This window comes from Blautia sp. CAG:237 (assembly GCF_000436615.1).
Classification (GTDB): domain Bacteria; phylum Bacillota; class Clostridia; order Lachnospirales; family Lachnospiraceae; genus Blautia_A; species Blautia_A intestinihominis.
The window spans coordinates 11,260-25,386 of the sequence record NZ_FR886714.1 but is presented as its reverse complement, the minus strand read 5'-3'; the positions used below and the strand labels follow the sequence as shown (position 1 = coordinate 25,386).

The window sequence follows — 14,127 nt, the reverse complement described above, 5'->3', positions numbered from 1 at the left end:
GACAGGGAGAGGCCGATGAATAATACAGAAGCATATGTAAAATTAGATAAAGTTTCCAAAATATACAAGATGGGTGAAGTCGAAATCCGTGCAGTCGATGAGATCAGTTTTGAGATTTCCAAAGGTGAATTTGTAGTCATTGTAGGACCGAGTGGGGCCGGCAAGACGACTGTTCTGAATATTCTCGGCGGCATGGATACTGCATCGAAGGGAAAGGTTCTGGTAGATGGCAGAAATATCACAGATTATAGCGGCAGACAGCTTACGGCATATCGCCGTGATGACATCGGTTTTGTATTCCAGTTTTATAATCTGGTTCCGAACCTGACAGCACTGGAAAATGTAGAACTTGCCATGCAGATCTGCAAGAATCCTCTGGATGCGGCACAGGTCCTCAGAGAAGTCGGACTTAAGGATCGAATGGGGAATTTCCCCGCACAGCTTTCCGGTGGCGAACAGCAGCGTGTTTCCATAGCGAGAGCCCTTGCAAAGAATCCGAAGCTTCTCCTTTGTGATGAGCCGACAGGTGCACTTGATTACCAGACCGGTAAGGCAATCCTCAAACTGCTTCAGGACATGTGCAGGGAGAAGGGGATGACGGTGATCGTCATCACGCATAATTCTGCGCTGACACCTATGGCAGACCGTGTGATCCATATCAAAAATGGAACCGTTTCTTCGATGGAACTGAATGACCATCCGACACCGGTGGAGGAGATCGAATGGTAGGAAAACGCAGAAAAAAAGCATTACACAAAGATTTCTGGCAGGAGATCCGAAAGAGCAGGGCACGTTTTATTTCCATCTTCTGTATCGTGGCACTGGGTGTTGCTTTCTTTTCCGGTATTCAGGCAGCGTCGCCGGATATGCGTCTTTCGGGAGATGCTTATTATAACGAAGCCAGCCTCATGGATCTCAAGGTCATGGCAACTCTGGGGCTTACCGAAGATGATGTAAAAGCGATCCAGTCGATCGATGGTGTGGAGAGTGCGGAAGGTGCATATTCGACGGATGCCATTTGTGGAGAGAATGAGAAACAGAAAGTTCTTCATATCGAATCTATGAATCAGAAGGTCAATCAGCTTACCGTAACAGAAGGCCGTCTTCCGGAAAAAAGCGGCGAGTGCTTTCTGGACTCGACGTTTGCCGCGAATCAGGGATATGAGATCGGCAGCACGATCAATATGCGCCAGGACGGGGACAGTAAGCTTCTGTTGACAGAAACCTATACGGTAGTCGGACTTGGCAAAAGCCCGCTGTACATTTCGTTCAACAGAGGAAATACGACAGTCGGTTCCGGTGAGGTGAATGGATTTGCCTATGTGATGCCGGAGGATTTTGACCAGGAGATCTTTACACAGATCTATATCCGGGCACATGGAACCGATCAGGTGCTCAGCTATACAGATGCCTACGATAACCTGATCGAGAAACTTCAGGATAAAGTTGAGGAGATCCAGGAGGAACGCTGCCAGATCCGTTACGACGAGATCGTTTCCGAGGCACAGGACAAGATTTCTGATGCAGAGCAGGAACTTGCCGATGGCAAAAAAGAGGCCGATGAGAAGCTTGCTGATGCAAAGAAAAAACTCGATGACGGAGAGAAAGAACTTGCCGATGGCAAAAAACAGTACGAGGATGGCAAGAAACAGCTCGAAGATGCAAAGAAAGAAATTACCGACGGCAGGAAGCAGCTCGCAGATGCCAAAACGCAGCTCGCCGACGGACGGGAACAGCTTGCTTCGGCGAAAGCCCAGCTTTCTGATGGTCAGTCCCAGTTATCTGCGGCACAGGCAAAGCTGGATGACGGATGGGCGCAGTATAATGCAGGAAAGAAAAAGTATGATGCAGGCAAAGCGAAATTCGACAAAGCAAAACAGCAGATAGAATCCGGAAAGAAACAGATCGCAGCCGGACGTACCAAGCTTGAACAGAAACAGAAAGAGCTGACGGCAGGAATCGCGCAGGTAAAGGATGGTCAGACAGCGGTGGATGCACAGATCACACAGCTGGAAAGCCAGATCGCACAGATCCAGGCGGGACTGGAGCAGCTCTCCGGTGTAGAAGATCAGCTTGCCGCGGCACAGCAGGCATACGATCAGACAAGTGGTGCAGTGCAGGCAGCACAGGAAGCTGTAAACAGTGCACAGGCAGCTTATGATGCGGCAAAGCAGCAGGTTGAGGCAGGAGAACTTTCTGAGGAAGAACTGGCAGGATATGAACAGGCTCTTGGCGAGGCACAGGGACAGCTGGAAACAGCGAACGGAACTCTCAGCCAGGCTCAGTCGGCATTGGATGCCTGTCAGCAGGCTGTAAATCAGAAAGCAGAACTTCAGAATAACTTAAGCGCAGCCCAGGGAGGACTCAGTCAGGCGCAGGCAAAGAAAACAGAGCTGGCAGCGACTATGCAAAATCTGAATGCCGGTCAGAAGACAATCGATCAGAACCGGGCACAGCTTGACAGCCAGGAGGCCAAACTTTCTTCCGGGGAAAAAGAACTTGCAGCTAATGAGCAGACTTTAACAGAGAGTAAGGAGAAACTTGATGCAAGTCTCGCACAGCTTCAGAGTGGACAGGTAGAGATCGATGCAAACCGCGAGAAATTGCAGAGTGGCCAGGCGGAGATCGAGGCTAATGAAGCGAAGCTTTCTTCTGGAGAGGCAGAGATCGCGGCCAATGAGAAGAAGCTTGCAGACGGCGAGAAAGAAATCGCAGAAAACGAACAGAAACTTAAAGATTCCGAACAGAAACTTGCCGATGCCGAGAAAGAATTAAAGGATGGAAAGAAAGAATACGAGGATGGCAGGAAAGAAGCGGAAGATGAGATCCGCGACGGTGAGCAGAAGATCAGCGATGCGAAAGAAGAACTGAACGACCTCAAAGAACCGGAATGGATCATCACAGACCGCAATGACCTTCCGGAATATTCCGATTACGGAGACAATGCAGACCGTATCAAAAATATCGGTCAGGTATTCCCTGTGATCTTTTTCCTGGTTGCAGCACTCATCAGCCTTACGACCATGACACGAATGGTCGAAGAACAGCGAACACAGATCGGAACGATGAAGGCGCTTGGCTATAAGAAACTCGATATTGCTTCCAAGTATTTAAGTTACGCATTTCTTGCAACAGCAGGAGGAAGCGTGACAGGGATCCTCATCGGCGAAAAAATTCTTCCATATATAATCATCAAGGCATATGGGATGATGTATCACAATGTTTCCAACAGCCTGCAGATCCATTATGAGTGGAAATATGCACTGACAGCTTCTGTTGCGGCACTTGTATGTACCGTAGGGGCAACGATCCTTTCCTGTCGTCAGGCACTGGCAGAGCCCCCGGCATCCCTGATGCGCCCGCCGGCACCGAAGGAGGGCAAGCGGATCCTTCTGGAGCGGATTCCGTTTTTGTGGAAACATCTGAACTTTACATGGAAATCATCGCTTCGAAATCTTTTCCGCTACAAGAAACGACTGTTTATGACGATCTTCGGCATCGCGGGAAGTATGGCACTGATGCTGGTAGGTTATGGAATCCAGGATTCTGTTTCGGATATCGTTAATCTCCAGTATGCAAATATCCAGCATTATGACGGCACGATTATCTCCGATGACGATGCGACGGAGCAGGAAAAGAAAGCACTCACAGAGGAACTGGATAAGAATGAAAAACTGGAGCACTACACGAAGATCCAGCTTTCCAAACTCACAGCACCAAATGGCAAGTCAAATTTAAGCATATATGTTTATGTTCCGGAAAATCTGGATAACTTTAAAAAGGATGTTACGCTCAGAAACCGCAAAACAAAGGAAGAATATGAGCTGACAGACGCAGGTGCGGCAGTCAGTGAAAAAACAGCCGGTCTTCTGGACCTCAAAGTGGGAGACGAACTGACAGTCAAAAAAGACGACAGGGAATATCAGGTGAAAATCGCTGTCATCACAGAGAATTATGCCGGACATTATGTTTATATGACACCGAATGTTTATAAGGAAACCTTTGGTGAAGATCCGGATTATGCAGATATTGTTTTTGCTGTCAGAGATGAATACAAGGATCAGACAGAGTCGATTGGACAGAAGATCATGGAATCTCCGGCAGTCTTGAGTATCAGCTATACGGCCAGTACCATGGATATGGTAAACCGTATGCTCAGTACACTGGGGATCGTCATCATTGTGCTGATCGTATCGGCCGGAATGCTGGCGTTTGTTGTACTTTATAATCTGAACAATATCAACATCATGGAACGCCAGAGAGAGCTGGCGACACTCAAAGTGCTGGGATTTTTTGACGGGGAAGTTTCACAGTATGTGTTGAGGGAAAATATCATCCTGACTATAGCAGGAATTCTTTTCGGTGCTGTTTTTGGAATCCTTCTGCACCGCTATATCATCGTGACCGTAGAGGTTGACGCAGTCATGTTCGGAAGGAACATCCGGCCGATAAGCTTCGTATACTGTGCGGTGATCACCTGTATTTTCTCGATCATCGTAAATATCTTTATGCACAGAAAACTCAAGAAGATCGACATGGTAGAATCACTGAAATCTGTCGAATAATAAAAATTCTGGAATATATGTGATTTTTCATCAATCCTTCTTGACAAGGTCGAAAAATGCAATTATAGTAGTTTCAGAGTTAGGCAAACATTGCCCTTCACACAAGCAGTGTGAGGGGCTGTTTTTTCAATAAAGGAATTAGCCTATATAATAGGAGGACATTATGAGCAAAGAACTTGCAAAGACTTATGACCCGAAAGGGCTGGAAGAACGTCTCTATCAGAAATGGATGGACAACGGATACTTCCACGCAAAAGTAAATCCAGACAAGAAACCATTTACCATCGTTATGCCGCCGCCGAACGTAACCGGCCAGCTTCATATGGGACATGCACTCGATGAAACCATGCAGGATATCCTGATCCGTTTCAAGAGAATGCAGGAATATGAAGCACTCTGGCAGCCGGGAACTGACCACGCAGCGATCGCAACAGAGGTCAAAGTCATCGACAAGCTGAAAAAAGAAGGAATCGACAAACACGACATCGGACGTGAAGAATTCCTCAAACATGCATGGGCATGGAAAGAAGAGTACGGCGGAAAGATCATCAACCAGCTCAAGAAGCTCGGTGCATCTGCTGACTGGGAGAGAGAACGTTTCACCATGGACGAGGGATGCTCCAAGGCAGTACAGGAAGTTTTCATCCGTCTCTACGAGAAAGGTTACATTTACAAAGGCTCCAGGATCATCAACTGGTGTCCGGTATGCCAGACTTCCATCTCTGATGCAGAAGTTGAGCATGAGGACCAGGACGGATTTTTCTGGCACATCAACTATCCGATCGTAGGCGAAGAAGGAAGATTCGTAGAAATCGCAACCACACGTCCGGAAACACTGCTCGGTGATACCGCAGTAGCAGTAAACCCGGAGGATGAGAGATACAAGGATCTGATCGGCAAGATGCTGAAACTGCCTCTGACGGACCGTGAGATCCCGGTTATCGCAGATGAGTACGTTGACAAAGAATTCGGAACAGGCTGCGTTAAGATCACACCGGCACACGACCCGAACGACTTCGAAGTAGGCAAACGCCACAATCTCGAAGAGATCAACATCCTGAACGATGACGCTACTATCAATTCCCTTGGCGGCAAATACGCAGGAATGGACCGCTACGAAGCACGTAAGGCAATGGTGGCAGACCTCGATGCACAGGGACTTCTGGTCAAAGTTGTTCCGCACAACCACAGCGTTGGTACACATGACCGCTGCGGCACAACCGTAGAGCCAATGATCAAACCACAGTGGTTCGTCCGCATGGATAAAATGGCAAAAGCAGCTATGGACGCGCTGAAACCGGGCGAACTGGAATTTGTTCCGGCAAGCTTCGGAAAGACATATCTGCACTGGCTGGAGAACATCCGTGACTGGTGTATTTCCCGTCAGCTCTGGTGGGGCCACAGGATCCCGGCTTACTACTGCGATGAGTGCGGTGAAGTAGTCGTTGCAAGAGAAATGCCGGAGAAATGCCCGAAATGCGGCTGCACACATCTCCATCAGGATGAGGACACTCTGGATACATGGTTCAGCTCCGCTCTGTGGCCGTTCTCCACACTTGGATGGCCGGACAAGACACCGGAACTGGAATACTTCTATCCGACAGATGTACTGGTAACAGGATATGATATCATCTTCTTCTGGGTTATTCGTATGGTATTCTCCGCACTGGAGCAGACAGGAGAAGTTCCGTTCCATCATGTACTGATCCATGGTCTGGTACGTGACTCTCAGGGACGCAAGATGAGTAAATCCCTCGGAAACGGTATCGATCCTCTTGAAGTTATCGACAAATACGGCGCAGATGCACTTCGTCTGACTCTGATTACAGGTAATGCACCTGGAAACGACATGCGTTTCTACTGGGAGCGTGTAGAATCCAGCCGTAACTTTGCAAACAAGATCTGGAACGCATCACGTTTCATCATGATGAACCTGGAAGGAAAGACAGTCACCGAACCGGCAGACCTTAATGAGCTCTGCTTCGAGGATAAATGGATTCTTTCCAAACTCAACACCGTGATCCGTGACGTAACAGACAACATGGATAAATATGAACTTGGAATCGCCGTACAGAAGGTTTATGATTTCCTGTGGGATGAGCTCTGTGACTGGTACATCGAGATGGCCAAGGTACGTCTCTGGAAAGCAGACGAGAATCCGAAGGCAGCCAACGATGCACTCTGGACACTGCGTACAGCCCTGACAGAAGGACTGAAACTGCTTCATCCATACATGCCGTTCATCACAGAAGAAATCTACTGTACACTTCTTCCGGAAGAAGAGTCCATCATGATCTCTGACTGGCCGGTATTCCAGGAAGCATGGGTATTCCCGGAAGCAGAAAAAGCAGTAGAGAGCTTCAAGGAAGCTGTCCGCGGAATCCGTAACACACGTACAGAAATGAACGTGCCGATGAACCGCAAGACACATCTTTACATCGTAGGTAAGGATGCAGACACCTGTGCAAGATACGAAGCCTGCAAGAAATCCTTTGTAAATCTCGCATTTGCAAAAGAGATCCACGTACAGGAAAATAAGGACGGAATCGGCGAGGACGCAGTATCCGTTGTTGTATCTGATGCAGTTGTATACATGCCTCTGGAAGACCTTGTTGACAGAGAAAAAGAGATGGAACGCCTCAAGAAAGAGCAGGAGCGTCTCACCAAAGAGATCGCAAGATGCCAGGGTATGCTCAACAATCCGAACTTTGTAAACAAAGCACCGGAAGCAAAAGTAAACGCAGAAAAAGAAAAACTTCAGAAATACGAAGAAATGATGGAAAAGGTAAACGTACAGCTGAAACAGATGGAAAAATAATAAAGGAGCATTCAGATGAAATGGTATAAAGTGTGTAACCGGATTTCCCTGCTGCTTCATGCACTGTGCAGTGCACTTGGCTATTTCCTGATCGAGATGATCAGCCGCCGTTCTTTTTCGGCAGCATGGACATATATGACCACGAAACCACTTGTCTTTGCATACAATGCTGCACTGATTTTTACAACTTCACTGATCGTGTATCTTTTCCGCAGGAGATGTTTCTGGCGAGTTCTGATCTCGATCTTGTGGCTGTTGCTTGGTATTATCAATGGAGTGATCCTGTCCAACAGGGTTACTCCGTTTACCGGACCGGATCTTCATCTTCTGACAGATGGAATGGCAGTCCTGAATAAATATCTGCCGGCGTGGGGCGTAGTGCTTGCGCTGATCCTTCTGGGATTTTTTGCACTGCTGCTTCTGATCCTTCTGATCAAGGCACCGAAGTACAAACGTAAGGTGAAGTTCCGCTATGACCTTCTCCTTGTCGTTGTCGGAGCGGCTCTTTTTGCGGGAGCGACACAGCTTGCGCTTGAGAAGAGGATCCTGTCCAACTATTTTGGAAATATTGCGTTTGCATATGAGGATTATGGATATCCTTACTGCCTCGCAGTAACGATCTTTGATACAGGGATCAGTTGTCCGAGAGATTACTCTGAGCAGGAGATCACCCGTATCGAAAAGACAGAAGACAATCTTCCGGCAACAAACGAGGACAGCAAGCCGAACATTATCTTTGTACAGCTTGAGTCTTTCTTTGATCCGACGCTGGTAGAGTATCTGAACATCTCAGAGGATCCGATCCCGAATTTCCGTAAACTCATGAAAGAATACACTTCGGGATATTACAAGGTTCCATCTGTAGGAGCAGGAACTGCCAACACAGAATTTGAATCTATCACCGGTATGAGCCTTCATTATTTCGGACCGGGTGAGTATCCATACAAGAGCATTCTCAAGGAAACCACCTGCGAAAGTGCACCGTATGTGCTCAAGAATCTTGGATATTCGACTCATGCAGTACATAATAATGAGGCGAATTTCTATGGAAGAAGGAGCATTTTCCCGAATCTTGGATTTGATACCTTCACTTCTGCAGAATACATGTCGGAGGAAGAGGACAAGAATCCGCTTGGCTGGACCAAGGATGAAGTTCTGACGGATGAAATTATCAAATGTCTGGATTCTACGGAGGAATCAGATTACATTTATACGATTTCCACGCAGGGACATGGAGCCTATCCGGAAGAACAGCTGATCGACGATCCGGAGATCACAGTTTCCGGAGCCGAGACAGAGGCTCAGAACAATCAGTGGGAATACTACTGTAATGAGATCCATGAGATGGATAACTTTGTCAAGGAACTTACAGATGCGCTTGCAGATTATCCGGAGGATGTGATCCTTGTTATGTATGGCGATCATCTTCCGACCATGGGACTTACTGTGGAAGATCTCAAGAACAAATATCTGTTCCAGACACAGTACGTTATGTGGGATAACTTCGGTCTGGAGAAAAAAGATGAAAACCTTGCAGCTTATCAGATGGCAGCAGAGGTCATGGACCGTGCCGGTATCCACGAAGGTACGATCTTCCGTTATCATCAGGCGAGAAGAAATACAAGGAATTATCAGGTGGATCTGGAGACTCTTCAGTATGACGTGCTTTACGGCAAGAAATATTCCTATGACGGAGAAAGCCCGTTCCAGAGGACCAAGATGCGGATGGGACTTTATGATGTGACACTGGATTCCATGGAAGAGATATCTACAGTGGATCATACCTACCGGCTCAAGGGAACGAATTTCACGCCATCCAGTCAGGTCAAACTGAACGGAGAATGGTATGATACAGTCTATGTAAATCCGACCACTCTGATGATCTCGGGAACAGAGATCAATGATTTTGACCGGGTTTCTGTTGTTCAGCGAAGCAACAGTTCTACCAGAAAAGCACTGAGCAAGAGTTACGATCGCTCGGCTTATATGTTGTATAACGAAAATAAATGGAAACTTCCGGCAGAAAATTAAAGATTTTGCCGAATAAAAGATTACGATTGGTACTGGACATCTTTCACCACTCATATATAATGAATATCGTAGTAGTTAAGGAGCGTATGGCTCCTTGCTGCTGCGAATACATTATAGGATAAAGTGGTGAATTTTTTTATGAATTACGAAGAGGCAGTTGCTTATATTGAAGAAACCCCGAAATTTACGACCAAGAATAAGATGGAGCATACGAAGGAATGCCTGAAACGTCTTGGTGATCCGCAGGATAAATTCCGCGTGATCCATGTGGCAGGTACAAACGGCAAGGGAAGTACCTGTGCATTCCTGACGTCTGTTCTGAGAGAGGCAGGATATTCCTGCGGACTCTTTACTTCTCCGCATCTGGTCGTGATCAATGAGCGTTTTCAGATCAATGAGAAAAATATCGATGATGAGACATTCCTGCGTGCATTCTGCAAGGTCAAAGCACTGGCAGATGAACTGGTAGAAGAAGGAAACTATCATCCGACATATTTTGAATTCCTGTTCCTGATGGGAATGGTGATCTTTGCAGATGCCGGGGTGGATTATGTAGTGCTTGAGACAGGACTTGGCGGCAGGCTGGATGCAACAACAGCAGTAGAAAATCCGGTTGCCTGTGTGATCACATCGATCAGTTTTGATCATATGCAGTATCTGGGAAATACGATCGAGGCCATCGCAGGGGAAAAAGCCGGGATCATTGTTCCGGGAGTGCCTGTGATCTACGATGGAAACGATCCAAAGGCAGCAGGAGTGATCAGAGCAAAGGCACAGGAACTGAACAGCCCATATTATGAAGTGACAAGGAAAGATACAGAAATTATCCGAAATACACGCTCTGGCATTGATTTTTCATTTAAGAATGAGTATTATGGTAACACAGTATTTTCCATTCCGTTTATTGCTGTTTATCAGGTGATGAACAGTTCTCTTGCCATCAAAACGATCGAAGTGCTGAAGGACGTCATTCCGGTATCTGCGGATGCAGTAAAGAAGGGACTTCTTGAAACGCGCTGGCAGGGAAGAATGGAAACTGTACTGCCGGGCGTGATCGTAGACGGTGCGCATAATGAGGATGGAGTTGCCAAGTTCGTGGAAACAGCGGCACATTTTCAGAAGGAGTATCCGCTTACACTGCTGTTTTCGGCAGTTGATGACAAGGATTATACAGATATGATCCATACGATCCTGGACAAGATCCAGTTCAAACATGTGGTAGTTACCCAGGTGGGAGGTTACCGTAAAGTACCTGCAGAACATCTGGCAGAGATCTTCCGTGAGAATGGCTGTCCTTCCGCTGAAGTCTGTGATGACGCGGAGGAGGCATTTAAGAAAGCACTTGCGGTCAAGGGCGAAGATGGACTGCTGTTTTGCGTAGGTTCCCTGTATCTGGTAGGCGAGATCAAGACCGCTATCCTTAAGGGAATCGGAAAATAAGGAGAATTTATTATGATCGATTATGAAGAGGAACTGAAGAAATTTGAACCCTGTCTGGATGTCACAGACGCAGAGGGTGCGATCTATGACAGAGAGCTGACTGATATTCTGGATGTCCTTCAGGAAGTCTTAAGAGAGGCAAAAAGCAATCGACGCACAAGATAAGAAGCATACGAAGTACACAAAGGGAGAAATAGTGAATGAATTGTGTGAACTGTGGGGCATTTCTTACAGACATGGATCTGGACTACTGTCCGAACTGCGGATATAATGTACTGATCCAGAAAAAAGTAGATTATCTGTCCAAGAGTTTTTACAATCAGGGTCTGGAGAAGGCAAGCATCCGTGATCTTTCCGGAGCGATCGCCTGTCTGAAACAGAGTCTGATCTATGATAAGAGAAATATCAAGGCGAGGAATCTTCTTGGGCTTGTTTATTTTGAGACAGGAGAAGTGGTTTCTGCACTCAGCGAATGGGTGATTAGTAAGAATCTTCAGCCGACGAGAAACCTTGCAACAGAATACATCAATAAACTTCAGGCGAACAGAAACCGTCTGAATGCGATCAATGAGACAATCAAGAAATATAATCACGCATTGCTTCTGTGCCGTGAAGGACATGAAGATATGGCGGCAATTCAGCTGCGCAAGATTCTTTCACAGAATCCGAAGCTTATCAAGGGATATCATCTTCTTGCATTGATCCAGATGAAAAATCATGAATGGAACAAAGCGAGAAGAACTCTTCGGAAGGCAGCGCGTATTGATAAGACGAATACGACAACGCTTCGCTTTCTGAGGGAAGTGGATGAACAGACAGGAGTTACGACCAAGCTTGAAAAGAAGGGAAAAAAGGGATTTTTCCATTCGGGCAGTTCAAAGCAGCAGGAGATGGATGTGCTGGCTCCGGATCAGGTTGTGCAGCAGCCTGTTTACAGAGAACGCTCCAGAATTTCTCTGTTTTTTGTTCTGATGACGGGAATCGTGGCTGGAGTTGGTGCTTTCTGGATGCTGGCAGTTCCGGCAATCCGTCAGGGAATTTACAAGGAAGCGAACCAGCAGATCGTCCAGTACAGTGAATCGCTTGCAAGTCAGGCGGCAGAACTTACCAAGGCGCAGAATGATGCGAAGGAAGCCACGAATTCGGCAGATGAAGTTACACAGCAGCTGACTTCTGAACAGACAAAGAGTACGAGTTATCAGGCACTTCTGCAGGCATACGCAGATTATCAGCAGAAGAATCTGGACGATGCTGCACTGGAACTGCAGAATGTACAGGCAGATGTTCTTTCAGATGCACAGAAAACAATCTATAATACGATCAGTCAGGCTGTAAGTTCCGGAAATGCCGGATCAGATGATACTTCTGGTGATGGAAGCGATGACAGCGGTGATTACGATGAATCAGATTATTATGAATAATATTATAGTGAACAGTTAGTGATAGCTGCAGGCAATGCAGGGACAAAACGCTATAAGAGGAACCTCGGAGAAGGGGATGTGTATGATGCACATCTCCTTTTTTGTATTTGTATATTGAGGATGCCTGAATGGAACAGTAAAAAAATTGCAGGGGGAATGAAAATGAATGAGCTGTTTGAATTCAAAGACGCAATCTTGACGGTACATCTTCCGCAGGATCTTGACCATCCGCAGTCGGACTGGATCCGAAAGGAGACGGACAGGATCATGAGCAGAACCTATGTCAAAAGGATTGTTTTTGATTTTGAGAATACGGAGTTTATGGACAGTTCTGGTATCGGACTGATCATGGGGCGATACCGGGCGCTGGGGATGGGGCAGAAGTGTATCATGGCAGTCAATACAGGCAGTCATATTGACAAACTGCTCCATTTATCAGGAGTCCACAGATATATGGAGATTCAGAGGGCAGAGGAAGAAGGAGAAGATTATGGAAAAAGCAAATGAAGTAACACTTGTATTTGACAGCAGGCCGGTAAATGAAGCCCTGGCAAGGATTACGGCGGCATCATTCTGTACGCAGCTCAATCCGACGCTGGAGGAAGTGGCAGATCTCAAGACCGCAGTTTCTGAGGCAGTCACCAACAGCATTATCCATGCTTATGAGGGAGAAATACATAAGATAGAGATGAAACTCTGTATTACCGGTCAGGAAATCTATGTGGAGATCACAGATCATGGGAAGGGAATCCCGGACATTCAGAAGGCAATGGAACCGATGTACACCACAAAGGCAGACACAGACCGGTCCGGTATGGGATTTACCTTTATGGAGGCATTTATGGATGACCTGAAAGTAGAATCACAGGTTGGTGCAGGAACCCGGGTGCGGATGAAAAAACTCATCGGCCGGTAAAGGATAGCTTATGGAACATACTCTTGCCCTGATCGGGCGTGCACACCAGGGGGATAAAGAGGCAAGAGATACGTTATTTGAAGAGAATACAGGACTTATTTACAGCGTGGCACGGCGTTTCCTTGGGCGAGGCGTGGAGATGGAAGATCTTTTTCAGATAGGGAGCATCGGGCTTCTCAAGGCGGTGGATAAATTTGACCCGGCATTTGAGGTGAAATTTTCCACATATGCCATCCCGATGATCTTAGGAGAACTGAAACGCTTTTTCAGGGATGATGGAATGATCAAGGTGAGCCGGTCCATCAAAGAAAACCAGCACAGAGTCTATCTGGCGAGAGAAAAGATAGAGAAAGAACTGGGCAGGGAACCGAGCCTCAAAGAAATCGCAGAAATGCTCGAAATGCCGCCCGAAGAAGTCGCGATGACGATGGACTCAGCGGCAGAAGTAGAATCCCTGTACAGAACCGTCTATCAGAGCGAGGGAACCGACATCTCCCTCATAGACAAGATCCCGGAAAAAGAAAACGCCGAAGAGCATCTCCTGAACCGGATCTTCCTCGAGGAAATCCTCGGAAAACTGGAATCCTCCGACCGCAAACTTCTCTACATGCGCTACTTCCAGGACCAGACCCAGACCCAGATCGCAGAACAGCTAGGCGTTTCCCAGGTGCAGGTGTCGCGGATGGAGAAGAGGATATTGAAGAAGCTGAGGAGTTTGTATCGAGATGGATGATTACTTTATTTCTCGATGCCCGATATGCTGATTACATTAAGCCGTCAGCATCGATTTATATGTAAAAACAGAATATTATATTCTCTTTGCGCTTGGTTTCTTTGTTTCTGAGTTTATTATAAAGATTTTCAGAAGGAAAGTCAATGAGAGGAAAGACGGAATAAGTCTTATATAAAAAACGGCTGCCAGGAAATCGCCCGGCA

Annotated in this window: 10 protein-coding genes; all 10 read left to right on the top strand. The window is 46.8% G+C overall.

Annotated elements, in window-relative coordinates; genetic code table 11:
• Positions 1-15 precede the first annotated feature (15 nt).
• The 10 genes from QZL69_RS05180 (at position 16) to QZL69_RS05135 (ending at position 13,924) form a co-directional block, all read left to right on the top strand.
• Positions 16-729, top strand: coding sequence for an ABC transporter ATP-binding protein (locus QZL69_RS05180; protein ID WP_022214164.1), 714 nt, complete (start codon positions 16-18; stop codon positions 727-729).
• A complete protein-coding gene (locus QZL69_RS05175) occupies positions 723-4,565 on the top strand; it encodes an FtsX-like permease family protein (protein WP_022214163.1) in 3,843 nt (1,280 codons plus the stop codon). Before QZL69_RS05180 ends, QZL69_RS05175 begins: the two co-directional genes overlap by 7 nt.
• Before the next feature lie 163 nt (positions 4,566-4,728).
• Complete coding sequence (locus QZL69_RS05170; RefSeq protein WP_022214162.1) at positions 4,729-7,383, top strand: valine--tRNA ligase; 2,655 nt, start codon at positions 4,729-4,731, stop codon at positions 7,381-7,383.
• A gap of 15 nt (positions 7,384-7,398) precedes the next feature.
• On the top strand, positions 7,399-9,414 hold the full coding sequence (locus QZL69_RS05165) for an LTA synthase family protein (protein WP_022214161.1): 2,016 nt from the start codon (positions 7,399-7,401) through the stop codon (positions 9,412-9,414).
• Positions 9,415-9,552: 138 nt separating this feature from the next.
• Positions 9,553-10,854 (top strand): bifunctional folylpolyglutamate synthase/dihydrofolate synthase, encoded by a 1,302-nt coding sequence (locus QZL69_RS05160; protein WP_173906592.1) that lies wholly within the window; start codon positions 9,553-9,555, stop codon positions 10,852-10,854.
• 12 nt (positions 10,855-10,866) lie between these two features.
• Complete coding sequence (locus tag QZL69_RS05155) at positions 10,867-11,019, top strand: hypothetical protein (RefSeq protein ID WP_022214159.1); 153 nt, start codon at positions 10,867-10,869, stop codon at positions 11,017-11,019.
• A gap of 35 nt (positions 11,020-11,054) precedes the next feature.
• Complete coding sequence (locus QZL69_RS05150) at positions 11,055-12,275, top strand: hypothetical protein (RefSeq protein WP_022214158.1); 1,221 nt, start codon at positions 11,055-11,057, stop codon at positions 12,273-12,275.
• A 162-nt stretch (positions 12,276-12,437) separates the two neighbouring features.
• On the top strand, positions 12,438-12,782 hold the full coding sequence (locus QZL69_RS05145; RefSeq protein WP_022214157.1) for an anti-sigma factor antagonist: 345 nt from the start codon (positions 12,438-12,440) through the stop codon (positions 12,780-12,782).
• The gene (gene spoIIAB, locus QZL69_RS05140; RefSeq protein ID WP_022214156.1) at positions 12,766-13,191 is read left to right on the top strand and encodes an anti-sigma F factor; all 426 of its coding nucleotides are present in this window, start codon (positions 12,766-12,768) and stop codon (positions 13,189-13,191) included. Before QZL69_RS05145 ends, spoIIAB begins: the two co-directional genes overlap by 17 nt.
• A 10-nt stretch (positions 13,192-13,201) precedes the next feature.
• Positions 13,202-13,924: a SigF/SigG family RNA polymerase sporulation sigma factor gene (locus QZL69_RS05135; RefSeq protein WP_022214155.1), complete on the top strand. Its 723-nt coding sequence runs from the start codon at positions 13,202-13,204 to the stop codon at positions 13,922-13,924.
• The last annotated feature ends 203 nt before the right edge of the window (positions 13,925-14,127 follow it).

Coding starts and splice junctions, on each gene's coding strand:
- QZL69_RS05135 (WP_022214155.1), top strand. CDS start 13,202: ATGGAACATACTCTTGCCCTGATCGGGCGTGCACACCAGGGGGATAAA.
- QZL69_RS05155 (WP_022214159.1), top strand. CDS start 10,867: ATGATCGATTATGAAGAGGAACTGAAGAAATTTGAACCCTGTCTGGAT.
- QZL69_RS05150 (WP_022214158.1), top strand. CDS start 11,055: ATGAATTGTGTGAACTGTGGGGCATTTCTTACAGACATGGATCTGGAC.
- QZL69_RS05145 (WP_022214157.1), top strand. CDS start 12,438: ATGAATGAGCTGTTTGAATTCAAAGACGCAATCTTGACGGTACATCTT.
- spoIIAB (WP_022214156.1), top strand. CDS start 12,766: ATGGAAAAAGCAAATGAAGTAACACTTGTATTTGACAGCAGGCCGGTA.
- QZL69_RS05165 (WP_022214161.1), top strand. CDS start 7,399: ATGAAATGGTATAAAGTGTGTAACCGGATTTCCCTGCTGCTTCATGCA.
- QZL69_RS05180 (WP_022214164.1), top strand. CDS start 16: ATGAATAATACAGAAGCATATGTAAAATTAGATAAAGTTTCCAAAATA.
- QZL69_RS05170 (WP_022214162.1), top strand. CDS start 4,729: ATGAGCAAAGAACTTGCAAAGACTTATGACCCGAAAGGGCTGGAAGAA.
- QZL69_RS05175 (WP_022214163.1), top strand. CDS start 723: ATGGTAGGAAAACGCAGAAAAAAAGCATTACACAAAGATTTCTGGCAG.
- QZL69_RS05160 (WP_173906592.1), top strand. CDS start 9,553: ATGAATTACGAAGAGGCAGTTGCTTATATTGAAGAAACCCCGAAATTT.